Source organism: Burkholderia sp. PU8-34 (assembly GCF_053427725.1).
In genome coordinates this window covers 370,324-394,881 of sequence record NZ_JBSAXC010000001.1, presented here as the reverse complement: position 1 = coordinate 394,881, position 24,558 = coordinate 370,324, and the positions used below count along the sequence as shown (strand labels likewise).

Here is a 24,558-nt window from a genome sequence, read left to right as displayed (position 1 = left end):
ATCATGACCTATGTTTGGTATGTATTACTATGTGTGGGATGACCGGATGCACCCGCTGTCCGGTCGGCATGCTTCCAGGAGAGGAGGAGAACCGAAATGATTCGTCTGCATAAATCTGCCGCGTTGCCGTCGGTCGGGCTGACCGGTTTCGAGACGCCATTGAGCGAGGAGGAAAGTGCGATCCAGAGCACCGTCCATCGCTTTGCGCGTGACGTGCTGCGCCCGATCGGCCGGGAACTCGACCGCATGTCGCCGGAGGACGTGATTGCCCCCGGCTCTCCGTACTGGGCGGCCGTTGTCGAGAGCGCGAAGCTCGGGCTCGATCCGCAGCTGATCGCGCAGTTTCCGCCGGAGGTCGCGGTGCGCATTGAATCGCTGATCGGCGAGGAGCTCGGCTGGGGCGATTCGGGCCTGGCTGTGTCGATCGGCGCCGCGACGATGCCGCTGATGATGGCTCAGTCGGTCGGCAACCAGGAACTGATCGACATGTGTGCGGGCAAGGTCGGCTGCTGGATGAACACGCAGCCCGACCGCGGCTCCGATGCCGCGATCCTGTATCGGCAGGAACTCAGCGCGGGCGGCAAGCAGCCGACGGGCAATGTCACCGCAAAGGTCGGCGCCGACGAGATCGTCATCAACGGCCAGAGTTCGGCGTGGGTGTCGAACGGCTCGGTCGCACAGGTTGCGCTCGCCTACATGGCGGCGGACTACGGCGACGGATTCTATGGCGACGGGGAGCACGGGGCGTTCACGAACGGCATCGGGATGATCGTTCCGCTCGACCTGCCGGGCATCTCGCGCGGCAAGCCGCTCGACAAGATCGGCCAGCGCGCGCTGCCTCAAGGCGAGATCTATTTCGACAACGTCAAGGTGCCGAAGCGCTTTGCCATCGCGTTGAAGGACGACTATCTCGGCAACCTCGCGTCGACCTGGTCGACTGCCGGCACGCACATGTGCCAGGTGTTCGTCGGCGCGGCCCGTGCCGCATTCGAACTCGCGCTGGCCTATTGCCACGAGCGCAAGCAGGGCGGCACGCTGCTGATCGACCAGCAGATGACGCATCTGCGCGTGGGCGAGATGCTGCGCCGGCTGGAGATGGCGCGCGCGATCGCGCGCCGCAGCCTCGCGTTCTCGCGGATGTCGCCGCGCAGTCACCCGTACGCGACCGCGCAGGCCAAGGTGAGCGTGACCGAAGAAGCGATGAAGATCACGCACGAGGCGTTTCAGCTGTTCGGCGGCAACGGCACCACTCGCGAATTTCCGATCGAGAAGCTCTTCCGCGACGTGCGTTCCGCATTGATCGAAGACGGCGAGAACTACATCCTCACGTCGCGTCTCGGCGTGCTGGCAGGAAAGCTGTACCAGGAAGGCTGGGCGCGGGATTGAGCGCGCGCTAGCCGCGGCAGGGCTCCGGCGCGGCGTGAATCCGGAGTCCCCGGCCGGTTTCGCGGCGGCGAGTCAAGTTCGATGCCGCGGCAGAGTGCTTTGGTGATTGAAATGGCGGGATCGTATCGATGTCCGGCACTGCGTCGGTGCAATGGGGCACTCGAATCCGGCGCGCACGCGCGCGGACAGCCGGGGCGGCACGTCCGCGCGTCGCGTCATAAGTGACCGGGCAGTCGCCGCTGCGCCGTTCGGGTACCGCGCCTACTGGCGGGTCTGCGTGGAAATGCCCGACTGCGGGGCGGCAGCCGCAGCGGCCGCCGCCGCCGCTTGCGCTGCCTGCTGCGCGGCAACCTTGGCTTCTGCGGCCTGAATGTCGGCGGGATAGTCGCCCTCGTCGCCAGCGGAAGGGTTGTACCCGGCGGCTTCCAGTCGATACAGTTCTTCCATCACTTGCGCGCGGGTGAGCGGCGCGGGCGACTGGGCCATGGCTGCGCGACTCGCGAGCAGCGCGACAAAAATAAGAAATGCGAAGCGATATTTCATGATGATGCTCCTGTAACGGTGCGTGCGTCGGCGCGACGGTGCCGAATCAATCCGCCGAGTCAACTGCCGAAATACGGCGTGCAAAAGCTCACGGGGCCTACGCACGGCGCCGTGTTCTGCATCGCCGGTTCGGCCTCACGCCTGCCTGCATCCGACGAACCGGCCGCCTGGTTGCCCGATCCGCTCTGGTCGGGCTGGTCGCCCATGCGCTCCGCCTGCTGCTGGAACAGCGGACTCACATCGGGATAGGACGTATCGGTCACGAATTGCATCCCGTGTTTTTGTGCATCGATCAACTCCTGACGGACGTCGGCGCGCGTCCTGACTTGCGCCGACGCATGCGTGGCGAATCCAGTCGCGGAAAGGACGGCAATGGAAAGACCGATCATCAGATGCTTGCTCATGTCACGCTCCTTCTAAAAACGAACGATGGGTGCTACATCCGTTTCAACTTCGCGTGACGTGCGTTTATTCCGCTCGTGCGGAGTCCTGCGAGCATTCGGCGAATGCGGGCGGAAAACGGGCGGAAAACGGGAATAGAAAGCGTGTTCCGGCGGTTATCACTTGTGCGGGTGCAGTTTCGATCAAGTGACGATCCGGGTTCGGAATGGACGAGCAATCTTCAGCCAGGCGCTTCGAGGTACTGCTGCTGCCTCACATGAATTCCGCGTACAACGTCGCGCGATGGCTGGCCCGCAACGACCACGATGCGCAGGACATCGTTCAGGAGGCGTATATCCGGGCGTTCCGGTTCATCGACCGGTTCGACGGCGACGATGCGCGCGCATGGCTGCTGCGCATCGTTCGCAACGTGTTCTGTACGTGGTATCGGCAAAACCGGCGGCACACGGCCGAGTCGCTGTCGCTCGACGACGACGAGGGTGTGACGGACATCAGCGACGAAGGCGCGTGCAGCCCGGAGACGCTGCTGATGCGCGATCAGGATCGCGAGCGCGTGACGAAGGCGCTCGGGCGCCTGAGCGTCGAGCACCGCGAGGTCATCGTGCTGAGGGAGATCGAGGGATTGTCGTACAAGGAAATCGCAAGCGTCGTCGGCGTGCCGATCGGGACCGTGATGTCCCGTCTCGGGCGTGGTCGCCAGCAGCTCGCCGCAATTCTGACGAACGTGGGCCAGGAGGCATGATGGATCATCAACAGGCAGTCGACGTGCTGTCGGCGTACCTCGACAACGAGCTGAGTCTCACCGAGAGTGCTGCGTTCGAGCGCCATCTGGCCAGCTGCGGCACATGCCGGCAGGCGTTCGAGATGCAGCGGCGTGTCGCCGCGCTGATGAAAGCGTCCGACCTCCGGTTTCGCGCGCCTGACGCGCTGCGCGCACGGATCGTGTCCGATCTGCGCGCGCGCAAGACTGTCCTGCAGCGCATGGCGGGTTGGCTGGCGCCGCGCGGCACGATCGGCGTGCCGGTCTGGGCCCCGGCCGGTGCAATGGCCGTCAGTGCGCTCGTGCTCGCGTGGAGCGGCGCGCTTTACCTGTCCGCGCCGAGTGCCGACGTCAGACTCAGATCGGAACTCGTCGACAACCATGTGCGTTCGCTTCAGGCGAGCCACCTGATCGATGTCGTGTCGACCGATCGGCACACGGTAAAGCCGTGGTTCGACGGCAAGATCGATTTCGCGCCGCCGGTGGTCGATCTCGCGAGCGACGGCTATCCGCTCGTCGGCGGGCGGCTCGACTACATGAACGGCCGCGCGGTCGCGGTGCTTGTGTATCGCTACAAGCTGCATCCGATCAACGTGTATGTGTGGCCGGCAGACGATGCCGGAGAGCCGCCGCGGGTCTATGCGCAGCACGGCTACCACCTTGCGCACTGGGCGGCCGCGCACATGAACTACTGGGTCGTCACGGACGCGGACGCCCACGAACTGGGGGGATTCGTCGAGCGCCTGCGCACGAGGGGCGGTTCGTAGAAGTACTAGGGGCACCAGAACAGAAAGCATCGCGTCGCGCGCCGTGATCGTTGCGCGGCGCCCGATACAGCCGAACGCCGCCCGGCGACGCATCCCGATGAGGATTGCGTCGCCGGACGGTACGGACTGCGAAGGGAGGCGTCACTGAACCGTGATCGTCTCCTTCATGAACGGATGGATGCCGCAGAACACCTTGTAGACCCCCGGCTTGTCGAACTTGAATGAGTACGTCTCGTCCTGGTCGAGCGCTTTCGAATGAAAGATGCCGGCGTCGTTGACGATGGTGTGCGGCTCCGCGTCGAGATTCTTCCACGTGAGCGTCGTGCCGGCCTTGATCGTGGTGGACATCGGCGAAAACATGAAATTCTTGATCGTGACGAGCGTGTCGTCGGTGTTCTGCGCGAATGCCGGGATGGCGGCGGCTGACGCGGCGAAGCAGAACGCGACGGCGATGACGGAACGGAATAGCGATCTGTTGTTCACGATGCACTCCTTGCGCCTAGGCGATCGTCGTGTCACGAAGCGCCGACGCCACCGGACGGCCGGCGAACTCGACGGTGGTCACCCCAAGCATCTTCGCGAGCTGGTCGCGCGGCACGGTGAGCGGCACCGGGCCGGGGCCGTTTCCGGCGGTGGGCTGCGGGAACGCGGTGGAACGCGCGGTGTGGAACGTGATGTTGCCTTCCACTTTCGACACGATCTGATGGATGTGCCCGTTCAGCACGGTGACCGAACCGAAGCGCTTCAGGTTGTCGATCACCTGCGGCGCGTCACCCGTTCCCCAGCCCCACGGCTCGTAGATCGTCCACATCGGCATGTGCGAGAACACGACGATCGGCGTGCTCGACGAGCGGCCCTTGAGGTCCTGTTCGAGCCACGCGAGCTGATCGGCGCCGAAGCTGCCGAGCCCGTTCGGCTTGAAATGCATCACGTTGACGAGCGCGACGAAGTGCACGCCGTCATGGTCGAAGCTGTAATAGCCGCGGTTGTCCGATGCCTTGCCGAAGCGGCTGAAATACTCGGCGCCATTGCCGTCGGTGACGTCGTGCTCGCCCGGAACCGTATGAAGTTCGGGGATCGCCAGTCCGGACAGGAGCTGCGACGCGAGATCGAATTCCGCCGGTTTCGACAGATGGGTGATGTCGCCGGTATGAATCGCGAGCGCCGGCTTCGCAGGCATCCCGTTGACGAGGTCGATCGTCCGCTTGAGCGTACTGGCGACGTCGGGGTTGGCTTCCTTGTTGAAGCCGATGTGCGTGTCGCTGATCTGCAGGAACAACGGCTTGCCGAGGTTGGCCGGCGGCGCATTGCCTTCCTGCGCCAACGCCAGGTCGAACGGCGCGAGGACGCCGCCCGACAGCGTGAAGAGTGTCCCGAGTCCGCCGAAAGCCATGCACTGCAGGGCCCTCCGGCGAGACGGACTGGATGGATTCTGTGAAGACATGAGAGCCTCGCGAGCGATCGATAACGGCGGACGGCCGGCACGTCCGGGAAGAAACCGGCGCCTTCAGACGGATATACCGATGAGGTCGTCGATTTATTCCCGCTGCGCGAACTCAACGAACGCAAGTCTCGGCGAATACTCGAGGGATTCCCGGACGGGTGCGAGGGTGGCCGGTGTCGGCCGTTTGAAAGCTTGAGGCGATGTCGTCGCAAAGCTTGTGTGACGCGCTCAGGCCGCCTCGGCCGCGTCCACGCAGTCCGCCAGGATCATCGCGCCGGCATTCCCGGGCGTCGACCCGAGCAGTTGCGGAGCATAGACGCTGTCGCCGATCTCGATCGGTCGTCCGGACAGCACGCACTCGCCGCGGCGGCGCGTGACGAACAGCCGCCATTTCTGGTAGCCGTAGCGCCCGGTGCACGCGTCGCACCATGAAATCATCACGCTATCGGGTGCCGGCCGTTCGAGCACGCCGATCGTCGGCCGGCTCGACGGGTTCCATGCCGGCAGCTTGTCGCGCGTCGTGCCGCGTCGCCGGCCCGCCGCCGACGCGACCGGCGGCATGCCGACGCTGCCGATCGCCGCGACGGTTCGAAGCCAGGGGGCTGCGCTGTCATCCATGATGTCTGTCCTTTCGAATCGATACGCGATGCGGAGCAACGTGGCGCTACGACAGCCGGATCCGCGGTTGCACGCAGCCGCTGATGCGCTCGGCGACCCACAGCATCGTCGCCTTCGGGAAGCCGTGCAGCGCATGCTGGTGGCGGCGGTACAGCATCAGGTGGCTGAATTGCGCGAAGCGCCCGCGGATGAAGCCGCCGCGAAAGAAGCCGAACTGCCCGAGCGTGCCGAACGCGTCGTAGTCGCTGAGCGACACGAGTGCGCCGAAATCGCGGAACGCGAACGCCGGCATCGCACGGCCGTCGATCCATGACGGCAGGTGGTCGGCGAGATAGGCCGCCTGTTGCGTGGCAACCTGGGCGGTTGGCGGCAGCGGCCGCTCCTGGCCGTCCGGCAGCAGGCTTGCGCAGTCGCCGATCGCGAACACGCGTTCGTCGCCGACTGCCTGCAGCGTGGGGCCGACGACGACCTGGTTCGCACGGTTCGTATCGAGCCCGCCGAGGTCCTTCATGAAATCGGGCGCTTTTACGCCGGCCGCCCAGACCATCAGGTCGGCTTCCGCGAACGCGCCTTCGCCGTAATGAAAGCCGCGTGCGTCGGCGGCAGTGACGCGTGTCGACGTCAGCACGCGAAAGCCGATGTGTTCGAGCCGCCGCTGGGCCGACGCGGAAATCTTCGGCGGGAACGCAGCGAGAATCCGCGGCCCGCTTTCGAGCAGCGTGAGCTGCAGGCGGTCGCGCACCGACACGTCGCCGTATGCCTCCGCGATTTCCAGCAGACGGCTCAGTTCCGCGGCGAGCTCGACGCCCGTCGCGCCCGCGCCGACGATCGCGACGCGAAACGGCTCGTCGTTGGCGACGCTGCGAAACACGCGCATGCGCAGCGCCTCGTTGAACGTTTCGGCCTGCCGCTGACTGTCGATGAAATAACAATGCTCGCGCACGCCGGGCACGCCGAAATCGTTCGCCTCGCTGCCGAGCGCGAGCACGAGCACGTCGTAGCCGACCGAGCGCGCGTCCAGGATCAGCTGGCCGTCCTGCGAGCGGATTTCGCCGACGTGCACTTGCCGGCGGACGCGATCGAGCCCCTGCATGTCGCCGGGCTCGAACGTGAAGCCATGTTCGCGGGCGTGTGCGAGAAAGATCACCTGTTGCTGCTGTACGTCCCGCGTGCCGGCGGCGATCGTGTGCAGCATCGGCTTCCACACGTGCGTCGGGCTGCGGTCGATCAGCGTGATTTCGGCGCGGCCTGGGCGGCCGAGCCGTTCGCCGAGGCGAGTTGCGAGCTGCAAACCGGCGATGCCGCCGCCGACGATGACAATGCGTACAGGTTCGGTCATGGACAAATCATCACGTGATGAATAATGTATGATCCTAGCGTTTCGATGCTTGACGTGTCAATCGAAGGGGGAGACCGCAGGTTCCGGAATTCGGGTCGGACGGGCGGTCAAGGCAGGTGAATAAAGGAAAATCCAGGAAGGGAGCGGGACAACGTGGGTGATGTTTCTGAACGGTCGCCGTCGAAGCGGCGCACGCGCGGACGGCCGCTGCCGGGCGCGTCCGTCGGTCCGGACGTGATCTTGCGGGCGGCGCGCCAAATGTTTGCGAAATGTGGCTACGACGCGACGAGCGTGCGCGAGATCGCGCGCGAACTGGGCGTGGATGCTGCGCTCATCGCGCACCACTTCGGGACCAAGGAGACGCTGTGGCGCGCGGTCGTCGAACAGATCGCGGAGCTCGCGGCGCCGCTGTTCGACGCGCTGCGCGCATTGCGAACGTCGTCGCTGTCACTCCGTGCTCGCGTCGAGCGCGCGCTGGAGCTGGGCATCGACATGGTGTTCGCCGAGCCGGACATCGGCATGTTCTTTTCCACTGCGACGACGGAAGAGGGCGAGCGGCTCAATCGGCTGCTGGAGCGGCTGGTGCGCCCGTACCATGCGGCTATCGTGCCGTTGCTGACCGATGCCGCCGAAGCCGGCGAGATCGCGATGACGGATCCCGACGTGATGTTCTTCATGCTCGAGAACGCGATCGGCACGACGGTGGCCTACAGTCACGTGATGCACGAATTCACGACGCTGCCGGCGCGCCCGGAGCAGTTCAAGGCAGCCGTGCTCGCGACGGCGATCAATCTGCTGGGGCGGTGAGCGAGGCGGGCGGCGCAGGAATCGGCCGCCAGCCACGGGCAGTCGATCGCCGAAGCATCAGGAGATGCCCCCGGCGTACGTTCCAATGAACAGGATTCCGCATCGTTCGCGCCCGCCCGATCGTCAAACCGGCGGCGGATCCCCCGGCCACCGCCGCGCCCCCGGCCCGCGCCGGCGTCCGGACGTCGCGGCCGCCGAGGCGCGGCTGCATGCGGCGACGGCGCGGGTCGGCGTCGCGACGGCCGACCTGTTCCCGCGCTTCACGCTGTCGGGGCTGCTCGGCAGCGCGACGAGCAGCTACGGGTTCTTCCGCACGGGCAGCGACACGAACCTGATCGCGCTCGGCATCGACTGGTCGTTCCTCGACGTCGGCCGCGTGCGAATCGCGGCGAGCGACGCGGAGGCGGCCGGCCAGCTCGCGCATGTGCGTTTCGCAGCGGGGGGCGATCGACTACAACGAGGTGCTCGACGTTCCGGAATCCGCCGGCCGTAGCCGGCTCAACCCAGCGACTTGACCCAGCGACTCGACCCAGCGACTCAACCCAGCGACTCAACCCAGCGACTCGACCCAGCGACTCAACCCAGGTCGGCGCGCAACCGTGCGAGGGCCGCCTCGTGCGTTCGTTCGAACTTCAACGGGGTCACGGTGATATGGCCGGAACCGAGCGCCACCGTCTCCGAGTCGGGCGCGTCGTCCGTCGGGCCGCGGCTCAACTTCAGCCAGTGATAGTCGACGTTGCGCGGATCGGTGAGCGAGACCACTTCGACGCCCCGCAGCAAGCCGGCACCCTGACTGGTCACTTTGAGCGACCCGACATCTTTCGCCGGGATGGCAGGGAAATTCACGTTGAGGCACGCGTCCTTGTCCCAGCCCTGCGCAACGAGCCGGCGGATAACATCGGGCGCGTGCTCCAGGGCCGTGTTCCATGGCACCGCGTCGCGATCGACGAAGGCCTGACTCAGCGCGATCGCAGGAACGCCAATGAGCATGCTGGTCATCGCAGCGCCGACGGTGCCGGAAAACACCGTCTCCGTGCCGAGATTCGCGCCGCGATTCACCCCTGACAGCACCAGTTCGGGCGGGTAGTCCGCCATCAGGCGGCCGATGGCGACGGCCACGCAATCGCCCGGCGTGCCGCGAACCGCGAAACGCCTTTCCGCTTTGCGATGAATCCTGAGCGGCTCGTGCAGGCTGATCGAATGCGAGGTGCCGCTCTGGTCCTCCATGGGCGCGACGATCCAGACTTCGCGCGCCAGCGTCATCGCGACTTGTTCGAGCACCTGCAGGCCGGGCGCATCGAACCCGTCGTCGTTCGTGAGCAGGATGCGGTCGAAAATCGGGCTGGTTCCTTGCATGGGAAGAATCCTCTCGAAGGTGAACAAAAAGGGGAGGCAAACATTGCGACACGTGATGACGATGCTATCATCACATAGCTATGTTTTTGTAGATAAATACGAGGCCGACGTGGACATCTCGTTGTTTCGCATGCGGTTGAGCCGGTTGGGCAGACGCCTGCGTCAGGAGGCGCGCAACACGCCTGATACCTGGACGCGAATGCTGGTGCTGAGCGCGGTCGACCGGCTGGGCGCAGAAGCGACGCCGTCCGCAATTGGTGCCGCCGAGAGTCTGCGGTCGTCGAATCTGGCCGCGTTGTTGCGGGATCTGGAGGCGGACGGCCTGGTGACGCGCACGCGCGACACGATCGATCGGCGCAAGATCCGGGTTCAGCTTTCTGCCGCGGGCAGGGAAAGCCTGCAGCTCAGCCGGCAGCGGCGCGACGAATGGCTCGAGCGGGCGATCGGCGCATGCCTGAACGAAGACGAGCGCCAGCGGCTCGTCGCCATCGGTCCGATCCTGGAGAAGCTCAGCGCGTACAGCGAGCCGCCGGAGCAGGATCAGTGATCTTTGTTGCAAGTGGGAGCGGCACGCCCTCGTTGAATCCATGCGCACGACGGCGCCCGCGATCGCCTGCAACCGGCGTCGGCGCGACGCCGCCCGTCACGTCGCCTGGCGGGCCTTGACCGTCATCCGGCAGACGGTCGCGAGCGCGAGCAGGTTCGGGTCGCGCTCGCGGCGATGCAGGAAGCTCAGGCCGATGGTCTGCCGCATCGGCTGTCCGGCAAGCGGCACCAGCGCGATCTTGTGCGCGAACAGGTCGCGCACGCGGCCCGGCAGCAGCGTATAGCCGACGCCCCCGCCGACCAGGTTGATCAGCGAGAAGATGTCGCCGACACGCATCATGACGTTCGGCGTGAAGTCGGCGGCGCGAAACGCTTCGACGAAACCCTGGTGAGTCGCGAAGCCTTCGCTGAGCGACACGAACGGCGCGTCGCGGCATGTGGCCAGATCGATCGTGTCGAGCTGCGCATACGGCGAACCGACGGGCGCGGCGAAAAACATTTCATCGTCGAACAGCGCGATCGATTCGATCTCGGCGTCCTGCCCGGGCACGGCCATCAGCGCCGCATCGATCGCACCTTGCCTGAGCTTGTCCAGCAGGTCCGCGTTCGAGCCGAGCACGAGTTCCGCCTGCAGCTCGGGCCGCCGTTCCTTCAGTGCGATCACCACTTCGGGTACGGTGCGGATCGTCAGCGAATAGAGCGAGCCGATCTTCAATTGCCCGGCGCCGTAGCCGGCGGCCTCGCGCGTCGCGCGAATGCCGTCGGTCATCGTCTTGATCACTTCGCCCGCGACTTCGGCGAGCACCTGCGCGGCTTCCGTCGGAATCAGGTTGCGCCCTTCGTGGCGGAACAGCGCGCAATGCATGCCTTCTTCGAGCGTGTGCAGCGCGCGGTGCACGCTGACCGTGCTGACGTTCAGCGCGTCGGCGGCCTTCGCGAGGCTGCCCGTTTCCATGAAGGCGAGGAGCACCTCGAGCTTGCGGAAGGTGATCTCTTCGTTGATGCGATTGCGCATGGTCGGAGTGCCGGGAGGATGTCGACCGCAAATTCTGCCCCGGATTCGCGGCGACGCACAATGCGGGCATTGCACGACTCCGCGCACTGCGTGACGAGTCGGATGACGACACCGTGCTCGACGGCCACGGCGACATCGCATGCGACCGATCGCAACGGTTTCGCGCCACGGCAGAACATTTAGTCTGCGGCTAATGCTTTGCCTTCCGGATTAATTGATGCGGGTTTTCGGCGTGCCTATTATCGGTCGACGCCGGGCGTGTGCCGGCAAGCGGGCATGTCCGCCGCGTGTTTCCCGGTGCGGTATCGGGGGGCGCGCGGTCCGTGCCGCTTCCATCGGATCTCAGGAAAGGAGGGCAGACATGCGCGCTGATTCGCATCGGAACGCACGGCATCGGCAGGTGGTCGCCGCCGTCGTCGGCAATACGCTCGAGTGGTACGACTTCATCGTCTACGGATTCTTTTCCGGCATCATTGCGCGCCTGTTCTTTCCCGCCGAAAGCCAGTATGCGTCGCTGATGATGTCGCTCGCGACGTTCGGCGTCGGGTTCTTCATGCGCCCGGTCGGCGGCGTGCTGCTCGGGCTCTATGCGGACCGCAAGGGCCGCAAGGCGGCGATGCAGTTGATCATCTTCCTGATGACGCTGGCGATCGCGCTGATCGCGTTCGCGCCCACCTACGCGACAATCGGCCCGGCAGCGCCGGTGCTGATCGTCGTCGCCCGGATGCTGCAGGGGTTTGCAACCGGCGGCGAATATGCGAGCTCCACCGCGTTCCTCGTCGAGAGCGCGCCCGCACATCGGCGCGGCCTGTACGGCTCGTGGCAACTGATCGGCCAATGTCTCGCGGTGTTCGCCGGCGCGGCGATGGGGGCGTGGGCGACCCGCAACCTGTCGGCTGACGCGCTCGATAGCTGGGGCTGGCGCGTGCCGTTCGCGATCGGGCTGCTGATCGGGCCGGTCGGGTTGTGGATCCGCCGTCACATGGAAGAGACGGACGCATTTCTCGATGCGAGCAAGGAGGCCGGACGGGAGGCGACCAGCGTGTCCGGCGTGCTGCGCGACAACCTGCGCGGCGTGCTGGTGTCGATCGGGCAGACCGTGACGGGGACGGCCGTGTTCTACGTGATGCTCGTGAACTTGCCGACGTTCGCGCACAAGACGTTCGGGCTGCCGCTCGACCAGGTCTTCAAGGTGCAGATGCTGGCGGTCGCCCTGTTGACCGTGACGATTCCGGTTGCCGCGTCGCTGTCGGACCGCATCGGCCGGCGGCCGGTGCTGCTTGCCGGCATGCTGGCGCTGCTGATGGTGACCTATCCGCTGTTCTCCTGGCTCGCCGCGGCGCCGAGCATCGGGCGCCTGCTGGTCATGCAGCTCGTCATCTGCGTGAACATCGGCGTCATCTACGGCCCGGCGCCCACGACGCTCGCGGAGCAGTTCACTACGCGCGTGCGTTCGACCGGCGTCGCGCTCGCGTACAACATCGCGGTGATGCTGTTCGGCGGCTTCGCGCCGTTCATCGTCACGTGGCTGACGCGCGCGAGCGGCTCGCCGGTCGCGCCCGCGTGGTATGTGCTGTTCGCGACGCTGTTCGGGCTGGCGGCGAGCGTGTTCATGCATGAAGGCGCGCCCGCTGTCATCGAGCGCCGGCGTTATCGCGGCGATACGGTCGTGCGTGCCGAATAGCGCGGCTGGTTTCCGGCGGACCAGCGGTCGGCCGGCGCCGGTCTGCTGCCGGCGTTCAATCGGTCGATGGGTGGTATGGGGGTGATATGGGGCGTGCGTGCCGCCTTTCCGCTGACGTGCACGTCGTTCCTTTGGCCCGATCCTTTCTGATGTTGTCCCGCAGAACGCTGTCGCGCATTCCCGTGTCGCCCGACACTGGCGCTCGCCCGTCGCTACGAACGGCGTGCGCCTGCGACATGCCTGCCGACGCGGGTGGGCATCTCGCGCGGGACCGGCGTGGCGACATGCGCGCCGACCCGTCCGGCCTGCCGCGCTTGGCCGGACGAGGGCCGCCGCCGGGCCTTGCGCCGCGGGCCCGGTCGATCAGTCCGCCCAGCCCGGCGCGGCGAAGACCACTTCGCCGCGGAAGCACGTCTCGATCACGCGTGCCTCGGCAAATGTTTCGACCGGATGCCGGAACGGGTTGCGATCGAGGATCGCGAAGCTCGCATCCTTGCCGGCTTCGAGCGAACCCGTGCGATCGTCGAAGCGTAGCGCGTAAGCGGCGTTCACCGTGTACGCCTCGAGCATCGTGAGCAGGTCGAGCCGTTCGTGCGGGTTCCACGGCGGGCAGTCAGGCTGTTCGACCAGCACATGCGTGACGCCGGTCTGGATGATCGGCAGCGGATTCATCGTGCTCACCGACCAGTCGGAGCCGGCCGCCAGCATCGCGCCGGCATTGCGCAGGCTGCGGAACGGATAGTTGCGCGCGGTGCGCTCCGGCCCGAGCAGGTCGCAGTAGAGCTGCTGCTGTTCGGGGCGGGCGGCGGTCCACAGCGCCTGCATGCTCGCGATCGCGCCCAATTGGTTGAAGCGGCCCATGTCGGCCGGATCGACGATCTGCAGATGCGCGAGCTGCGCACGCCGGTCGCGCACGCCGTTGCGGCGCTGCACGTAGTCGAGCGCGTCGAGCGTCATGCGCACCGCGCGGTCGGCGAGCGTGTGGAAGTGCAGGTCGAAGCCGGCCGAATCGGCGAGCAGGCAGATCTCGTTGAGCGCGTCCTGGCTCCACAGCGTGAGGCCGCAGTCGTCGGTGCCCGCGTACGGTTCGAGCAGCGCGGCCGTCTTCGATTCGGGCACGCCGTCGACGAAGATCTTCACCGTGTGCAGGCGCAGGTTGTCGCACGCGTATTCGCGTCGCCATGCGACGAAACGTTCGATCTGCTCGCGCGGATCGCGGCGCGGGTTCGCATACAGGCCCGCGCTCATGTACGCCTTCAATGTGCCGGCGCGCTGCGCGGTGGCGTAGGCGTTGAGCTCGGCTTCCTCGACGCGCGCATCGAACCACCCGGTGATGCCGAAGCCGTGCGCCATCGCATGCGCCTTCGCGAGCGATTTCGGGTAGCCGGCCGGGCTCAGTTGCGGAATGATCGAGCAGATGCGATAGAACGCCGCCTCGTGCACGACGCCGGTGGGCGCGCCGGACGCGTCGCGCTCGTGCACGCCGCCTGTCGGATCGGGCGTGTCCGCCGTGATGCCCGCGGCTTCGAGCCCCTTCGTGTTGAGGCAGCCGCTGTGCACGTCGAAGCCGACCACGAGAAGCGGACGGTCGGGCACGCTCCGGTCGAGCAGCTCGCGGGTCGGGTAGGCGCCGAACGCGGCGAGATTGGCGCCGCCGAGATACACCCACGGCTCGTTCGGCGTCGCATCCGCGCATGCGCGGATGCGCTGCAGGATCGCGTCGGGTTCGTTGATGCCGGACAGGTCGAAGTCGCCGAGGATCTGATGGCCTTCGAGCGGATGCACGTGGCCGTCGATGAAGCCCGGCAGCATCAGCCTGCCGGCGAGATCGACGATGCGCGTGGCGGGGCCGGCCAGCGGGCGGATGTCGTCGTCGTGGCCAACCGCCAGGATCTTGCCGTCGCGGGTCGCGAGCGCTTGCGCGAAGCGGCGCTGCGCATCGCCGGTATAGAGGATGCCGTTCAGATAGACGGTATCGGCGTGTTGCATGGTGTCTCCTCCGGATTGAGGTCGGTTTGCCGGGCGCACGCATCCGGCGGGCGGGCCGTCGGGCTCGTCCGGTCGCGTGGGTCCGGGAGGGTTGGAAATGCGTTGCGCGTCGTGATGACCGCGCTGGCCGTCGGGGCGCGGCGCGTTACGTTCTCGGCGGCGCGTGAGTCGCGAGATTGCGCCGGCCTGAACAGGCACGGCCGGATTGCATGCATTGCCGGTCGTGGCATGTCGGCTGGCGGCCGACGCTGGCGTCCGCGTCCCCGTGGGCCCGTATCGATCCGGTGATCGGCATCTGTGTCTCCGCTGTATGCGACGTGTTCAGGTCGTCGGGTGAGTCAGATACTAGGGGCGGGGAGTTGGACTGTCTGTCCTCGATTTGAGGACAAGGTGCGACAAAGCGGATGGCGCGTTGGGCAGAAGGCAGAAGGCAGAAGGCAGAAGGCAGAAGGCAGAAGGCAGAAGGCAGAAGGCAGAAGGCAGAAGGCAGAAGGCAGAAGGCAGAAGGCAGAAGGCGGGCCGACGCCATCCCGCATCGGCCCCGGCGCTCAATCGCGATTCACGACGCGCGCAAACGCGTCGCCGTCGGCCACGCACCAGGCGAACAGGCCGGCCCGGTTCGCGACGCCGAGCTTCGCGAGCGCGCGATCGAGGTAGGTGCGCACGCTGGACGGCTTGACTTCGAGCGTGCCGGCGATCCGCGGGACCGGCTGGCCCTGCAGCACGGCGCGGCACACGAGCCGCTCGCGCTGCGACAGCGCCGCGCCGCTCGCCGACAGGCGCTGTTCGAAGCGCTGCAGCAGCGCTTCGTCATCGGAGCGCGGCGTCACGCTGGCGAGCCGCGCATGCTGGACCACCAGCGGCAACAGGAAATCGCCGAGCTGCCGCAGCAGGCTCAGTTCGGCGAGCGTGAACGAAGCGTGGCCGCGTCGACGGAACAGCGAGAACGCATAGACGTAGTCGCGCTCGCTGCCGAGCAGCGTGCAGTCTTCGCCGAGGTCGCCGAGCACGAAGCAGCGGCCGTACTCGGTGGCCGTGTCGATGTCCTCGTTGCACGAGAACACCAGTTGCGAATCGGTCAGGCGTTCGATATGGGGAAGGATCGTGTCGGAGCGCCAGTCGCCGCGCATGTACAGGTCGAGCGCATGGCGCGTGCCGTCGGGATCGTCGCCGCCTGCGAAGAACAGCACGTCGACGCCGTCGACCGGACCCGACGGCGCGCCGCGCCGGTAGCGGGTGGCGACGCTGTAATACGAATACGGATCGACAGTCTCGCGCAGCCATGCCCACAGCCGGGTGGGAAACCGGGTACTGCCGAGACTGGCGACCAGGTCGCCGGCGCTGCTCAGGGAAATGTTGGCGGGGCTCATCGGTAACACCATCTTCACGAACGACGGCCGCCTGCGTCCAGCGTGGCGGTTTCCCCGGCGTGCACGGAGCGGCGGGCCGGGGACGAAGCCGCGGCGGCGGTGTTGGCGGCGGGTTCGATTGTAGGAAACTTCGACGATCTCGAACACTTCCGCGCACGTCGCCGTCGGCCGCGTGCAATTGCCGGATCGCCGCGTCCTGACACAGCGCGCGCATGCGGACCGTCGGGACGGTGCCGGATGACCGGCCGCGCCGGCCGCCCGGTCGTGTCGTACCTCCGATGCGGGCCGGACCGTGGGCCCGCATACTCCGGCGGCATGCGATGCCGAACGCGCGGTATCAGCGCCAATACCCGTTGACGTATACCCAGACCTGCCCCTGGCGCCGCCAGGAGCCGGGAATCCAGCGATGGCCGGGGTGACGCGCGATCCAGCGACCGGGCACCCATACATATTGTCCGCGCTGCCACTGCCAGTAGCCGTCAGTCCAGACGAAGCCGCCCGGCCGCGGCGGCGGCGGGCGCCGTTCGTGCCGCATCGGCGGCGGGGCGACGCGCGGACGATCGTCATACGGCGGGCCGCCCGGATTGCGGTACGGGCCGGATGGTCTGTATACAGGGGGCGCGGGCTGGGCCGAGGCGGCGCGCAGCCAGCTCGCGGTGCCGACGAACGCGGCAGTCAATCCGATAGCGCGCAACAACGAGCGTCGATTCATGGCGTGTCCTGTCCTGTTGTGCTGTCGTGTTTGACGTACCTTAGCGCGCCCGGCGGCAGACCGGGTTACGCACCCCGTTAGGGCTGTAACGGCGTGTGACGGGCGCTACGGTGATGGGCGCTGCCGGTCCGAACGGGCGGCCGGCGTATCACGGCCCGGCCCCCCGATCTCCAGCCATTCCTCGGACGTTTTGCGGCCGAAGCATCCGTTGCGGAAGCGCAAAGCCCAATATTTGAGGCAAAAACAGGTAAAAAGTGCCGATTTTGCGGGGGTTGCACGATTCCGCTTGTTGTTTCTATGCAACCGTCAAGACGATGACATGTAAGAATGGTGGGATGAGGGAGACCAAAAAACAACCGTCAAGAAGCCAAAAAGAAACGTCAAAACAAATACTTATAAGGTGGACCCATTTCTATTATTTCTAGATCTGGAAAAGCTTATTTCTTTATTTGCGGATCGCTCCCCTAGGGTACACCCCTAAACTCACGGTTCCCAAACGGGCAACTATCCGGACGCAGCCAGCAGGACCGATGGCGTTTCCGGGCGGTTGCAGACCGTTTATGAACAAGGTCGCGAGACCTGCCTCTTTTTAGAAGGGAGCTCCACGAATGAACAAGACTCTGATCGTTGCAGCAGCTGCAGCATCGTTCGCAACCGTCGCTCACGCGCAAAGCAGCGTCACGCTGTACGGCGTGCTGGACGCAGGCATCACCTACACGAGCAACGTCCAGCCGGCACTGGGCCAAGCTGGCAAGTCGCGGTGGTCGATGGGTTCGGGCATTGACCAGAGCCGTTTCGGCCTGCGTGGCTCGGAAGACCTGGGTGGCGGCCTGAAGGCAATCTTCACGTTGGAAAGCGGCTTCAACATCGGTAACGGCAAGTTCGCGAACGGCAACGGCGGCATGTTCAACCGTCAAGCTTTCGTCGGCCTGTCGAGCCAGTACGGCACGGTCACGCTGGGTAAGCAGTACGACGCAACGCAAGACTACCTGGCGCCGCTGACGGCAACGGGCTCGTGGGGCGGCACGTACTTCGCGCACCCGCTGAACCTTGACCGTCTGAGCACGAACGGCGATGTCGCAGCGAACAACACGATCAAGTTCACGAGCGCGAACTACGCTGGCCTGCAATTCGGCGGCACGTACTCGTTCTCGAACAACACGAACTTCGGCAACAACCGTGCGTACAGCGCGGGTGCTGCATACCAGTTCCAAGGTCTGAAGCTCGCTGCTGCATACTCGCAAGCGAACCTGGGTGACGGTACGAACGCAAACGGCGCGACGTCGTCGGCGATCGGTGGCATCGCTAGCCAAGGCCGCGTCCGCACGTACGGTGCTGCTGCTGGTTATGCATTCGGTCCGGCACAAGTCGGCGCTGCATGGACGCAAGCGCGTCTCGACAACAATGCAGTCGCTCTGGGCACGCTGCGCACTGACAACTATGAAGTCAACGCAAAGTACAACCTGACGCCGGCTCTCGGCCTGGGCGCTGCTTACACGTACACGAACGCGAAGATCAACAACGGCAGCACGCACTGGAACCAGTTCGGCCTGCAAGCTGACTACGCACTGTCGAAGCGCACGGACGTCTACGCACAAGCTGTGTACCAGCGTGCAGCGAAGAACGGCATTGGCGCATCGATCTACAACGGCGACAGCTTCAACAACAACCTGCCGAGCTCGTCGATCAACCAAACCGCAGCAACGGTTGGTCTGCGTCACCGCTTCTAAGCGTGACTGCTGGGTAACCAGCTCTGAAAAAGGCGCCTTCGGGCGCCTTTTTTTTCGCCTGCGCGATGCGCAGGCAGCGAAGGGGCTTGGCAAGCACAGGCCAAGCGTTGTCCGGATACAAAAAAGCGAGGCATCCGATCCGGATGCCTCGCTGGCTTCTTGTGCGGCGCGTTGCGAATCCGGCGGCAGCCGGCCACGGCGGCGACGTCAGCGCGTGTATTCGCCGTTGGCCTCGGGCTGGAACACGATCGCGGCGACCTTCATCAGCTTCTCGGCGCCGCTCGGCTGCATCACCTTCACCAGCTGGCCGCGCTGCGTGCCCAGCAGCGCCATGCCGACCGGCGTGAAGACGTTCAGGCGCCCTTGTTCGAGATTGGCGTCGTCCGGATAAACAATCGTCCAGGTGGTCTGCTCGTTGGTCGTTTCGTCGAGCAGCGTGATCTGCGAGTTCATCGTCACGATGTTTGCCTTGATGGCGTCGGACTGGACGATGTCGGCCCGCTCCAGCAGGGCGTCGAGCATCGCCTGGAAGCGCGGGTTGTGCTCGGCGTGCTTTTCGAGCCGTGCGACATCGAGTTCGGTCAACTGATACAGGCGTTGTTTCATGGCAATTCTCCAAATGATCGGCAGGGACAGGCGTGGCAAACCTACGTGGATCGCCCGGAGCCTGTCTGACGGGCTCCGGGTGGAGACTGGGCCGTCAGATCAAGCGCCGGGCAGGGGTGAGCGGAGCCTGGGCCGTGCGTCGAGCGAGGGGGTGCGCCGGGTGACCGGCGAGCGCGCGCATGCCGGCCGGGCCGGAAGGCGAAACAACGGGAAGCATGGAGGCGCGCATCGTGTGAAAGGGATCGTCAGACGGATAAAACCTTACGATTCTACAACGAAATCGCTAGCCGCCGCTGATCCGTGTGTCGGCCATTCGTCAGGGATTGTTGTCGAAATGGCTTAAGTGGCGGGCGCGCTGCTGCGCAGTCGTTCGCGATAGTTGCCAAAAACGCAACGCAGTATGTTCAAACCAAGGGTTTCCCCTTGGTGATGCGGCGACTAGACTGGTTTCAATCGCTTCAGACAGACCTGCCGGAAGCGACGAGAACACAGAACATCGCAGAACATATATCGGAGGTAAGTCATGAAGTCGATCATCTACGCAGCGATTGCCGCATCCGTCCTCGCCACCCCGATCGCGTCGTTCGCGCAGTCGGATCAGGGGCTTACCCGCGACCAGGTCAAGGCGGATCTCGTGCAGCTCGAACAGAATGGCTACAAGCCGCAGGCCAGCGACTCGCAATATCCGGCCAACATCCAGGCCGCCGAGCAACGCATCCAGCCGAGCCAGCAATTGCTGACGCGCGCAGATACGAGTGGATACGGTGCCGCAGCCACCGGCGCGGTACAGTCGGGTGGCCGCCGCATGACGGAAGCGCCGAATCCCGTCAATTCGGTCTACTTCGGCAACTGATATCCCGGGTCTGCCCGCGCGCACCAATACTGACGGGCGGTGAGCGATATGTGCACCGCCCGCAAACAGGCGCAGAACCTCCGTCGCCGCATTCCGGCGGCTTTCCGCCCAGACGCTCGCGCGTTTGGGCCTTTTTTGCTGGGGCGCGGTCAGACGGACGTGACGGCGGGGGTCCCGTGGATATAGTGCTCGAGCTGGCTGATCGTGAATTGCTGGTCGGCAATCACGCTCTTGACGAGGTCGCCGATCGACACGAGGCCGATCAGCTTGCCGTCGTCGAGGACGGGCAGGTGGCGCATCCGGTGTTCGGTCATCAGCGCCATGCATTCTTCGCTCGACTGCGACGGCTCGACGTAGCGCACCTTGGAGGTCATGATTTCCTCGACGCGCGTGGCTTTCGACGAGCGATCCTGCAGCACGACCTTGCGCGCGTAATCGCGCTCGGTGACGATGCCGGCGATGTCGTCGCCGTCGACGACCAGCAATGCGCCGATGCCTTTTTCGGCCATCAGCTTGATGGCGTCGTAGACGAGATCGGTCTTCCTGACGGTGTAGATCGTGCGGCCGGAATCCGGCTTGGCCTTGAGAATCTGCGCGACAGTCGTGCTCATTCGCTTTCTCCGTGTGCAGGGCAATCCAGGGAAGGCAGGGCGTAATGCGCGTCACCCGATGGATCGAGTATAAACGGGCCTCAGTAGCAGCCGCGTGACTAATTCCAGATTAGCGGTAAACTTCCGTCACGTGCCATCCAGAAAATTCCTACATTCCTGATCGTTCGATTGAATTCATGATGTCTTCGCGTCCCCAATCGCCCGCCCCGGGCAACGGCCAGACCGACGAGTGCGTGACGCTCGTGGCCACCGCCTCGCTGCCCACGCGCTACGGCACGTTCACGTCATATGCATTTCGTGTGTCGGGCAGTGATGCCGAACATCTCGCGCTCGTGATGGGCGACGTTTCCGGCGAACAGTCCGTGCTGACGCGGCTGCATTCCGAATGCCTGACGGGCGACGTGTTCGGCTCGTATCGCTGCGACTGCGGCGAGCAGCTGGATCTCGCACTGCGCTACATTGCCGCTGAAGACCGCGGGGTGCTGCTGTATCTGCGCGGTCACGAAGGTCGCGGCATCGGCCTGAGCAACAAGATCCGCGCGTATGCGCTGCAGGAGCAGGGGCGCGATACCGTCGAGGCGAATCTCGACCTCGGCCTGCCCGACGACGCCCGCGAATACGATTCCGCGGCGGCGATCCTGCGCATCCTCGGCGTCACGTCGGTGCGCCTGATGAGCAACAATCCGAAGAAATTCGATACGCTCGTGAAGCACGGCATCCCCGTGTGTGAACGGGTGGCGCTGGCAGTGCCGGTGCGCGAGGAAAACGAACGCTACATCCGAACCAAGCAGGTGAAGTTTGGGCATTACTTCGAGGAAAACGAGTAGTTCGGTGTACATTCGGCTGAATGCCGGTGTCTTTGCTTACGTCATTGAAAAATAAGGGTTTCTTGAAATTTTGTAGTGCGATGACGCCTGCTTCGTCGCATATTTGGAAAATAACGAACGAATGAAAGAAGCGCCGTATCCGGTTTGATGAGAAACGGTTATGGTGTTCTGGTTTTCAATGTAAGTGCATGATTTTAAATGACTTTATGTGGATGTCGGCGCTGGTTCGATTAGTTTCCGTTCACCTTCCTCTGTTTGAGCCGGCTACCCTGGCGTAGGTTTTGTTCCTTTCGGGAGAGAGCCTACGCCATGTGTCTCTTTCCGCAAGAACCTACGCCGGGAATCGACAACCTTTCTCGCATCGCTGCGATGCCAGGGCAGCCATCGCAGCAAGTTCACTTGCCCGCAAAACGGGAAAACGCCCGAGAGGGGCGCCGCCAGTTGATGGTCGACCTGCTGGCGGAGGAAGACCACTCTAGACTAAGTGGGGCGGAGACTCGGCAGGAGTCATGTCTTCACCTAATGTGCATTCAGCAGCTGGCTCGGCTCTGGGCTATCAAGTTGTATATGCCTTGCGACTTCTTTTACTCGACTACGAGGACGCCAGCGTCAGTATCGAGTCGTGGGACGATGTCTATCTTGAAAAAAGCGATAGGCGCGAGCTTTATCAGCAAAAAATAATCTCGATACGAACAAAACCAATGGAATCAAGAGTCGCGGCGTTTAGCGTATTGGGGGGATATGGACACCTGGGGCCTGAAAATGCTGGGGAAAGTGCGCCAGGCTATTCCGTCCGTGAGCCCGCTGCTGATGAATCGGGACTGCTTTGAACAGTACGCGGCGGATTTGGCCGTGCGTGAACTCATTCCCGTCGATGGGCGGCGGCCTGATGGGCTAACCGAGGACGAAGGTGCCCTCTTCGAGTATCTATTGGCGCAGGAGCGGGGCCGTCTGGAACAAGAATTCTTGCCGAAAGATATTGTTAGAGCAGCCATGCACGCGTGGTATAGAGCGTAAGGCAACGATTGCTGAGCAACTGCCCACGGTATAAGCCCTTGCTGCACGCGCGGATTGTGTCCGGGTGATCGCGTCCGCCCAGCCGTGGGCGTCCGCCTACGGCTTCGATATCCGCGCCTTGCTCCAGCGATCACTGAACGAGCCACACGGACCGAACGGCAGTACGAACAGCGGGCGCAGTCGCGTCTTGCGGTGCGCCTTTCGGGAGCTGGATTCTCCATCTGCGGCCCAGACTAATTGGCGATTTTTGCATCGACGTCTGAAGCACCTCCAGAGGCATCCGCCCAGTAAGCTATGCTGTCAGATCGGCAAGTATTGCATCGGTAACTCATTGGTAGATAAGGAATTTTTTGTGGTCTATAATGGAACCTTGTGCGCCGGATCTGGAGGTGACGGATGAATCTGGACAGTAAGCTTTTGATGTCGTTGAAGAAGCGGTCGGGTAACGTCGTGCTTCGACGTGAACTGGCTGGCCTCGGGAGTGCGTCACACCTGAGCGCTGCGCTTCGGCATTTGGTTGCCGACGGACGCCTCATTCGACTTGGCGCGGGTGTTTATGCCAAGACTGGTCTGAATTTGGAAGGCAACGCGCTATTTGCCGTTGGTAGTGAGGTACTGTTGCGTGAGGCACTCGGGAAGCTGGGCGTCGAGGTGCTCGATGTGACAATTCAGCAAGAAAACGGTCGCTTCGTTTGCCTGGTTAACACCGGCACGAGCCGGATTTCTCGCAAGCTCGGGTGGGACAACATCACGGTGCGCTATGTCGGTCAACACGAAAGACCGCGAACGGGCGCAGCGCCCAGGCTGCCAGCAGATGTCGACGAGCTGCCAACCCGAAATGTCGGCAAGTTTGTTGAGCGTCTCGCGCAAGCCTACGGCATTCAGTACCGGCGCTCGGGCCTCGATGATTTCGCGGAAGCAGTGACGCGAGCCGCGGGTGACGATGTTGAACTCGATCTCACGGGGAAATTGCTGGTTGCACTCAAGAAGCGGGATCGGATTAACGGCCGGCAGTTTGCCCGATTGATGGCGAACCATATAAGGGAGATCAAGCGTGTTCGACCCGTTCGGGGACTACGAAACCAGGGGCTACCTGCGTAACGTTGATGGCATCAAGGATCTGGACGAACTCAAGTACATCGAACACGGGTTCTTCGAGTCGAACCTCGAGGCGGCATTGGCGTACCTTCACGCAGTCAAAGGTTCAATTGCTTACGTGCACTTCCTTGAAGTTCATCGGATCCTGTTCAGTGAGTTCTACCCTTGGGCGGGCCAGGATCGCCATAGTCTCGGTGTTGGACGACTGGTCGGGAAGGGGCAGCGAATACAGTTCGAAGCTTCGGAGTTGTGTCAGCGGGCCGTCGAATGGGGACTGTCGTCAGGCAACAATCCAAAGGCGATGCGCGAAAAACCGGGCATGGTCATGGGCGCTTTCGCCTGGGGGCATCCTTTTCTCGATGGGAACGGTCGCACCATGCTTCTCATCCATGCAGAGCTTTGCCACCGCGCAGGCTTCGCCATCAACTGGAATGCGTCCCGGAAAGATGATTACCTGGAAGCGCTTACCCGGGAACTGGAAAATCCCCAAGGCAAGCACCTGGACTCGTATCTCCTGCCATTGGCGGTCGCTCCCATTGCCGGGGGCGATCTCTGCGACCATCTCATGTCATTGCCCGGCCTCAATGGAAAGGATGGAAGCGGTGCTCCGAATGTTGTGTACCGGGCGGACGATCCTGTAGCAAACCAGAACTATCTCGAGCTGAAGCGTGCACGTGGAGAGGATTAAGCGGCGTGCCGCGCTAGCGGCGAATTCCACGGCATATGTGGCGTAGGTTTTGGCGTAAGTTTCATCAAGCATGCTTGCTGGGCAAGGCCAATTCACTACTTCGAAGAAAACGAGTAACCCCGTTCGAGACGGCGTCGTCTGTGTGCTGATTCGCGGATGCGGCGTTCTCGAACGTAGCGAAGCCGGTGCGTCCGGCTTTTCTTTTGCGCGCGTCACCGCTCAAGATCGACCGGTGTCCGGTTCAGCAGCCTCGCGTGTTCCCGGCTGGCGCCTCACTCGGTGCCGGCTCGCGGGCCCGTGCATTGCCGTATCGGCGCATCGGCCAGACAGACAGTCGCGCGCGCAACGTTCCGCTGCGGCAACCCGGCTCGCGACAGATGGCGGGTAGTG

Annotated in this window: 26 protein-coding genes and 1 pseudogene; 14 read left to right on the top strand and 13 right to left on the bottom strand. The window is 64.2% G+C overall.

Translation table 11 applies throughout. The annotated features are described in order from the left end of the window. The first annotated feature begins 96 nt into the window (after positions 1 to 96). Positions 97 to 1,386 carry an acyl-CoA dehydrogenase family protein gene (locus ACV22Z_RS01715; protein WP_448074587.1) on the top strand — a complete coding sequence of 430 codons (1,290 nt, stop codon included), beginning with the start codon at positions 97 to 99 and terminating at the stop codon, positions 1,384 to 1,386. Positions 1,387 to 1,647: 261 nt separating this feature from the next. Here ACV22Z_RS01715 and ACV22Z_RS01710 read toward each other — a convergent pair whose 3' ends face one another. Both ACV22Z_RS01710 and ACV22Z_RS01705 read right to left on the bottom strand, forming a co-directional pair. Continuing rightward, complete coding sequence (locus ACV22Z_RS01710) at positions 1,648 to 1,929, bottom strand: DUF4148 domain-containing protein (protein WP_448074586.1); 282 nt, start codon at positions 1,927 to 1,929, stop codon at positions 1,648 to 1,650. A 59-nt stretch (positions 1,930 to 1,988) separates the two neighbouring features. After that, positions 1,989 to 2,333, bottom strand: coding sequence for a DUF4148 domain-containing protein (locus tag ACV22Z_RS01705; protein ID WP_448074585.1), 345 nt, complete (start codon positions 2,331 to 2,333; stop codon positions 1,989 to 1,991). A 203-nt stretch (positions 2,334 to 2,536) separates the two neighbouring features. Between ACV22Z_RS01705 and ACV22Z_RS01700 the strand changes: the two genes are divergently transcribed. Next, a complete protein-coding gene (locus tag ACV22Z_RS01700) occupies positions 2,537 to 3,073 on the top strand; it encodes a sigma-70 family RNA polymerase sigma factor (RefSeq protein ID WP_448074584.1) in 537 nt (178 codons plus the stop codon). Then, positions 3,073 to 3,858 (top strand): anti-sigma factor family protein, encoded by a 786-nt coding sequence (locus tag ACV22Z_RS01695; protein WP_448074583.1) that lies wholly within the window; start codon positions 3,073 to 3,075, stop codon positions 3,856 to 3,858. The genes ACV22Z_RS01700 and ACV22Z_RS01695 overlap by 1 nt, the downstream gene beginning before the upstream one ends. Before the next feature lie 141 nt (positions 3,859 to 3,999). Here ACV22Z_RS01695 and ACV22Z_RS01690 read toward each other — a convergent pair whose 3' ends face one another. From ACV22Z_RS01690 to ACV22Z_RS01675, 4 genes are all read right to left on the bottom strand, one after another. Then, on the bottom strand, positions 4,000 to 4,341 hold the full coding sequence (locus tag ACV22Z_RS01690; RefSeq protein ID WP_448074582.1) for a cupredoxin domain-containing protein: 342 nt from the start codon (positions 4,339 to 4,341) through the stop codon (positions 4,000 to 4,002). Positions 4,342 to 4,357: 16 nt separating this feature from the next. Next, complete coding sequence (locus ACV22Z_RS01685) at positions 4,358 to 5,302, bottom strand: metallophosphoesterase family protein (RefSeq protein ID WP_448074581.1); 945 nt, start codon at positions 5,300 to 5,302, stop codon at positions 4,358 to 4,360. A 228-nt stretch (positions 5,303 to 5,530) separates the two neighbouring features. Beyond that, positions 5,531 to 5,920: a DUF3331 domain-containing protein gene (locus ACV22Z_RS01680; protein WP_448074580.1), complete on the bottom strand. Its 390-nt coding sequence runs from the start codon at positions 5,918 to 5,920 to the stop codon at positions 5,531 to 5,533. 46 nt (positions 5,921 to 5,966) lie between these two features. Next, positions 5,967 to 7,259, bottom strand: a complete 1,293-nt coding sequence (locus tag ACV22Z_RS01675; RefSeq protein WP_448074579.1) for an NAD(P)/FAD-dependent oxidoreductase — start codon at positions 7,257 to 7,259, stop codon at positions 5,967 to 5,969. A gap of 153 nt (positions 7,260 to 7,412) precedes the next feature. On the opposite strand from ACV22Z_RS01675, the gene ACV22Z_RS01670 reads away from it, so the two are divergent. Together ACV22Z_RS01670 and ACV22Z_RS01665 are read left to right on the top strand one after the other, a co-directional pair. Next, positions 7,413 to 8,066, top strand: coding sequence for a TetR/AcrR family transcriptional regulator (locus tag ACV22Z_RS01670; RefSeq protein WP_448074578.1), 654 nt, complete (start codon positions 7,413 to 7,415; stop codon positions 8,064 to 8,066). A 169-nt stretch (positions 8,067 to 8,235) separates the two neighbouring features. Next, a pseudogene (locus tag ACV22Z_RS01665) lies at positions 8,236 to 8,496 on the top strand (TolC family protein); the annotation flags it as partial. A gap of 146 nt (positions 8,497 to 8,642) precedes the next feature. Here ACV22Z_RS01665 and surE read toward each other — a convergent pair. Continuing rightward, complete coding sequence (gene surE, locus ACV22Z_RS01660) at positions 8,643 to 9,422, bottom strand: 5'/3'-nucleotidase SurE (protein WP_448074577.1); 780 nt, start codon at positions 9,420 to 9,422, stop codon at positions 8,643 to 8,645. Between the two features lie 109 nt (positions 9,423 to 9,531). Between surE and ACV22Z_RS01655 the strand changes: the two genes are divergently transcribed. Further along, positions 9,532 to 9,969 (top strand): MarR family transcriptional regulator, encoded by a 438-nt coding sequence (locus ACV22Z_RS01655; protein WP_448074576.1) that lies wholly within the window; start codon positions 9,532 to 9,534, stop codon positions 9,967 to 9,969. A gap of 96 nt (positions 9,970 to 10,065) precedes the next feature. Here the strand turns inward: ACV22Z_RS01655 and ACV22Z_RS01650 are convergent, their stop codons facing one another. Continuing rightward, positions 10,066 to 10,983 carry a LysR family transcriptional regulator gene (locus ACV22Z_RS01650; RefSeq protein ID WP_448074575.1) on the bottom strand — a complete coding sequence of 306 codons (918 nt, stop codon included), beginning with the start codon at positions 10,981 to 10,983 and terminating at the stop codon, positions 10,066 to 10,068. Positions 10,984 to 11,344: 361 nt separating this feature from the next. On the opposite strand from ACV22Z_RS01650, the gene ACV22Z_RS01645 reads away from it, so the two are divergent. Continuing rightward, the gene (locus tag ACV22Z_RS01645; protein ID WP_448074574.1) at positions 11,345 to 12,667 is read left to right on the top strand and encodes a citrate-proton symporter; all 1,323 of its coding nucleotides are present in this window, start codon (positions 11,345 to 11,347) and stop codon (positions 12,665 to 12,667) included. A gap of 363 nt (positions 12,668 to 13,030) precedes the next feature. Here ACV22Z_RS01645 and ACV22Z_RS01640 read toward each other — a convergent pair whose 3' ends face one another. From ACV22Z_RS01640 to ACV22Z_RS01630, 3 genes are all read right to left on the bottom strand, one after another. Next, positions 13,031 to 14,656, bottom strand: coding sequence for an amidohydrolase (locus tag ACV22Z_RS01640; RefSeq protein ID WP_448074573.1), 1,626 nt, complete (start codon positions 14,654 to 14,656; stop codon positions 13,031 to 13,033). Positions 14,657 to 15,204: 548 nt separating this feature from the next. Continuing rightward, a complete protein-coding gene (locus tag ACV22Z_RS01635; RefSeq protein WP_448074572.1) occupies positions 15,205 to 16,026 on the bottom strand; it encodes a helix-turn-helix transcriptional regulator in 822 nt (273 codons plus the stop codon). A 337-nt stretch (positions 16,027 to 16,363) separates the two neighbouring features. Next, positions 16,364 to 16,738: a hypothetical protein gene (locus tag ACV22Z_RS01630; RefSeq protein ID WP_448074571.1), complete on the bottom strand. Its 375-nt coding sequence runs from the start codon at positions 16,736 to 16,738 to the stop codon at positions 16,364 to 16,366. Between the two features lie 608 nt (positions 16,739 to 17,346). Between ACV22Z_RS01630 and ACV22Z_RS01625 the strand changes: the two genes are divergently transcribed. Beyond that, positions 17,347 to 18,468: a porin gene (locus tag ACV22Z_RS01625; RefSeq protein WP_448074570.1), complete on the top strand. Its 1,122-nt coding sequence runs from the start codon at positions 17,347 to 17,349 to the stop codon at positions 18,466 to 18,468. A gap of 207 nt (positions 18,469 to 18,675) precedes the next feature. Here ACV22Z_RS01625 and ACV22Z_RS01620 read toward each other — a convergent pair whose 3' ends face one another. Then, complete coding sequence (locus tag ACV22Z_RS01620; protein ID WP_448074569.1) at positions 18,676 to 19,074, bottom strand: GreA/GreB family elongation factor; 399 nt, start codon at positions 19,072 to 19,074, stop codon at positions 18,676 to 18,678. Between the two features lie 523 nt (positions 19,075 to 19,597). Here ACV22Z_RS01620 and ACV22Z_RS01615 point away from each other — a divergent pair. Further along, a complete protein-coding gene (locus tag ACV22Z_RS01615) occupies positions 19,598 to 19,927 on the top strand; it encodes a DUF4148 domain-containing protein (RefSeq protein WP_448074568.1) in 330 nt (109 codons plus the stop codon). A gap of 149 nt (positions 19,928 to 20,076) precedes the next feature. Here ACV22Z_RS01615 and ACV22Z_RS01610 read toward each other — a convergent pair whose 3' ends face one another. Then, complete coding sequence (locus tag ACV22Z_RS01610) at positions 20,077 to 20,538, bottom strand: CBS domain-containing protein (RefSeq protein WP_448074567.1); 462 nt, start codon at positions 20,536 to 20,538, stop codon at positions 20,077 to 20,079. Positions 20,539 to 20,714: 176 nt separating this feature from the next. Between ACV22Z_RS01610 and ribA the strand changes: the two genes are divergently transcribed. The 5 genes from ribA (at position 20,715) to ACV22Z_RS01585 (ending at position 24,168) form a co-directional block, all read left to right on the top strand. Further along, complete coding sequence (gene ribA / locus ACV22Z_RS01605) at positions 20,715 to 21,365, top strand: GTP cyclohydrolase II (protein ID WP_448074566.1); 651 nt, start codon at positions 20,715 to 20,717, stop codon at positions 21,363 to 21,365. Positions 21,366 to 21,874: 509 nt separating this feature from the next. Further along, complete coding sequence (locus ACV22Z_RS01600) at positions 21,875 to 22,195, top strand: hypothetical protein (protein WP_448075174.1); 321 nt, start codon at positions 21,875 to 21,877, stop codon at positions 22,193 to 22,195. Beyond that, positions 22,107 to 22,382, top strand: coding sequence for a Wadjet anti-phage system protein JetD domain-containing protein (locus tag ACV22Z_RS01595; RefSeq protein ID WP_448074565.1), 276 nt, complete (start codon positions 22,107 to 22,109; stop codon positions 22,380 to 22,382). The genes ACV22Z_RS01600 and ACV22Z_RS01595 overlap by 89 nt, the downstream gene beginning before the upstream one ends. A 396-nt stretch (positions 22,383 to 22,778) precedes the next feature. Beyond that, on the top strand, positions 22,779 to 23,483 hold the full coding sequence (locus ACV22Z_RS01590; RefSeq protein ID WP_448074564.1) for a hypothetical protein: 705 nt from the start codon (positions 22,779 to 22,781) through the stop codon (positions 23,481 to 23,483). Further along, a complete protein-coding gene (locus ACV22Z_RS01585) occupies positions 23,437 to 24,168 on the top strand; it encodes a Fic/DOC family protein (RefSeq protein WP_448074563.1) in 732 nt (243 codons plus the stop codon). The genes ACV22Z_RS01590 and ACV22Z_RS01585 overlap by 47 nt, the downstream gene beginning before the upstream one ends. Positions 24,169 to 24,558 lie beyond the last annotated feature (390 nt).

Excerpts from the sequence above, each read along its gene's own strand:
- ACV22Z_RS01695 (WP_448074583.1), top strand. The coding sequence starts at position 3,073 with ATGGATCATCAACAGGCAGTCGACGTGCTGTCGGCGTACCTCGACAAC.
- surE (WP_448074577.1), bottom strand. The coding sequence starts at position 9,422 with ATGCAAGGAACCAGCCCGATTTTCGACCGCATCCTGCTCACGAACGAC.
- ACV22Z_RS01600 (WP_448075174.1), top strand. The coding sequence starts at position 21,875 with ATGTCTTCACCTAATGTGCATTCAGCAGCTGGCTCGGCTCTGGGCTAT.
- ACV22Z_RS01680 (WP_448074580.1), bottom strand. The coding sequence starts at position 5,920 with ATGGATGACAGCGCAGCCCCCTGGCTTCGAACCGTCGCGGCGATCGGC.
- ACV22Z_RS01635 (WP_448074572.1), bottom strand. The coding sequence starts at position 16,026 with ATGAGCCCCGCCAACATTTCCCTGAGCAGCGCCGGCGACCTGGTCGCC.
- ACV22Z_RS01610 (WP_448074567.1), bottom strand. The coding sequence starts at position 20,538 with ATGAGCACGACTGTCGCGCAGATTCTCAAGGCCAAGCCGGATTCCGGC.
- ACV22Z_RS01685 (WP_448074581.1), bottom strand. The coding sequence starts at position 5,302 with ATGTCTTCACAGAATCCATCCAGTCCGTCTCGCCGGAGGGCCCTGCAG.
- ACV22Z_RS01625 (WP_448074570.1), top strand. The coding sequence starts at position 17,347 with ATGAACAAGACTCTGATCGTTGCAGCAGCTGCAGCATCGTTCGCAACC.
- ACV22Z_RS01700 (WP_448074584.1), top strand. The coding sequence starts at position 2,537 with ATGGACGAGCAATCTTCAGCCAGGCGCTTCGAGGTACTGCTGCTGCCT.
- ACV22Z_RS01710 (WP_448074586.1), bottom strand. The coding sequence starts at position 1,929 with ATGAAATATCGCTTCGCATTTCTTATTTTTGTCGCGCTGCTCGCGAGT.
- ACV22Z_RS01705 (WP_448074585.1), bottom strand. The coding sequence starts at position 2,333 with ATGAGCAAGCATCTGATGATCGGTCTTTCCATTGCCGTCCTTTCCGCG.
- ACV22Z_RS01715 (WP_448074587.1), top strand. The coding sequence starts at position 97 with ATGATTCGTCTGCATAAATCTGCCGCGTTGCCGTCGGTCGGGCTGACC.
- ACV22Z_RS01645 (WP_448074574.1), top strand. The coding sequence starts at position 11,345 with ATGCGCGCTGATTCGCATCGGAACGCACGGCATCGGCAGGTGGTCGCC.
- ACV22Z_RS01620 (WP_448074569.1), bottom strand. The coding sequence starts at position 19,074 with ATGAAACAACGCCTGTATCAGTTGACCGAACTCGATGTCGCACGGCTC.
- ACV22Z_RS01650 (WP_448074575.1), bottom strand. The coding sequence starts at position 10,983 with ATGCGCAATCGCATCAACGAAGAGATCACCTTCCGCAAGCTCGAGGTG.
- ACV22Z_RS01590 (WP_448074564.1), top strand. The coding sequence starts at position 22,779 with ATGAATCTGGACAGTAAGCTTTTGATGTCGTTGAAGAAGCGGTCGGGT.
- ribA (WP_448074566.1), top strand. The coding sequence starts at position 20,715 with ATGATGTCTTCGCGTCCCCAATCGCCCGCCCCGGGCAACGGCCAGACC.
- ACV22Z_RS01595 (WP_448074565.1), top strand. The coding sequence starts at position 22,107 with ATGGACACCTGGGGCCTGAAAATGCTGGGGAAAGTGCGCCAGGCTATT.
- ACV22Z_RS01630 (WP_448074571.1), bottom strand. The coding sequence starts at position 16,738 with ATGAATCGACGCTCGTTGTTGCGCGCTATCGGATTGACTGCCGCGTTC.
- ACV22Z_RS01640 (WP_448074573.1), bottom strand. The coding sequence starts at position 14,656 with ATGCAACACGCCGATACCGTCTATCTGAACGGCATCCTCTATACCGGC.
- ACV22Z_RS01675 (WP_448074579.1), bottom strand. The coding sequence starts at position 7,259 with ATGACCGAACCTGTACGCATTGTCATCGTCGGCGGCGGCATCGCCGGT.
- ACV22Z_RS01615 (WP_448074568.1), top strand. The coding sequence starts at position 19,598 with ATGAAGTCGATCATCTACGCAGCGATTGCCGCATCCGTCCTCGCCACC.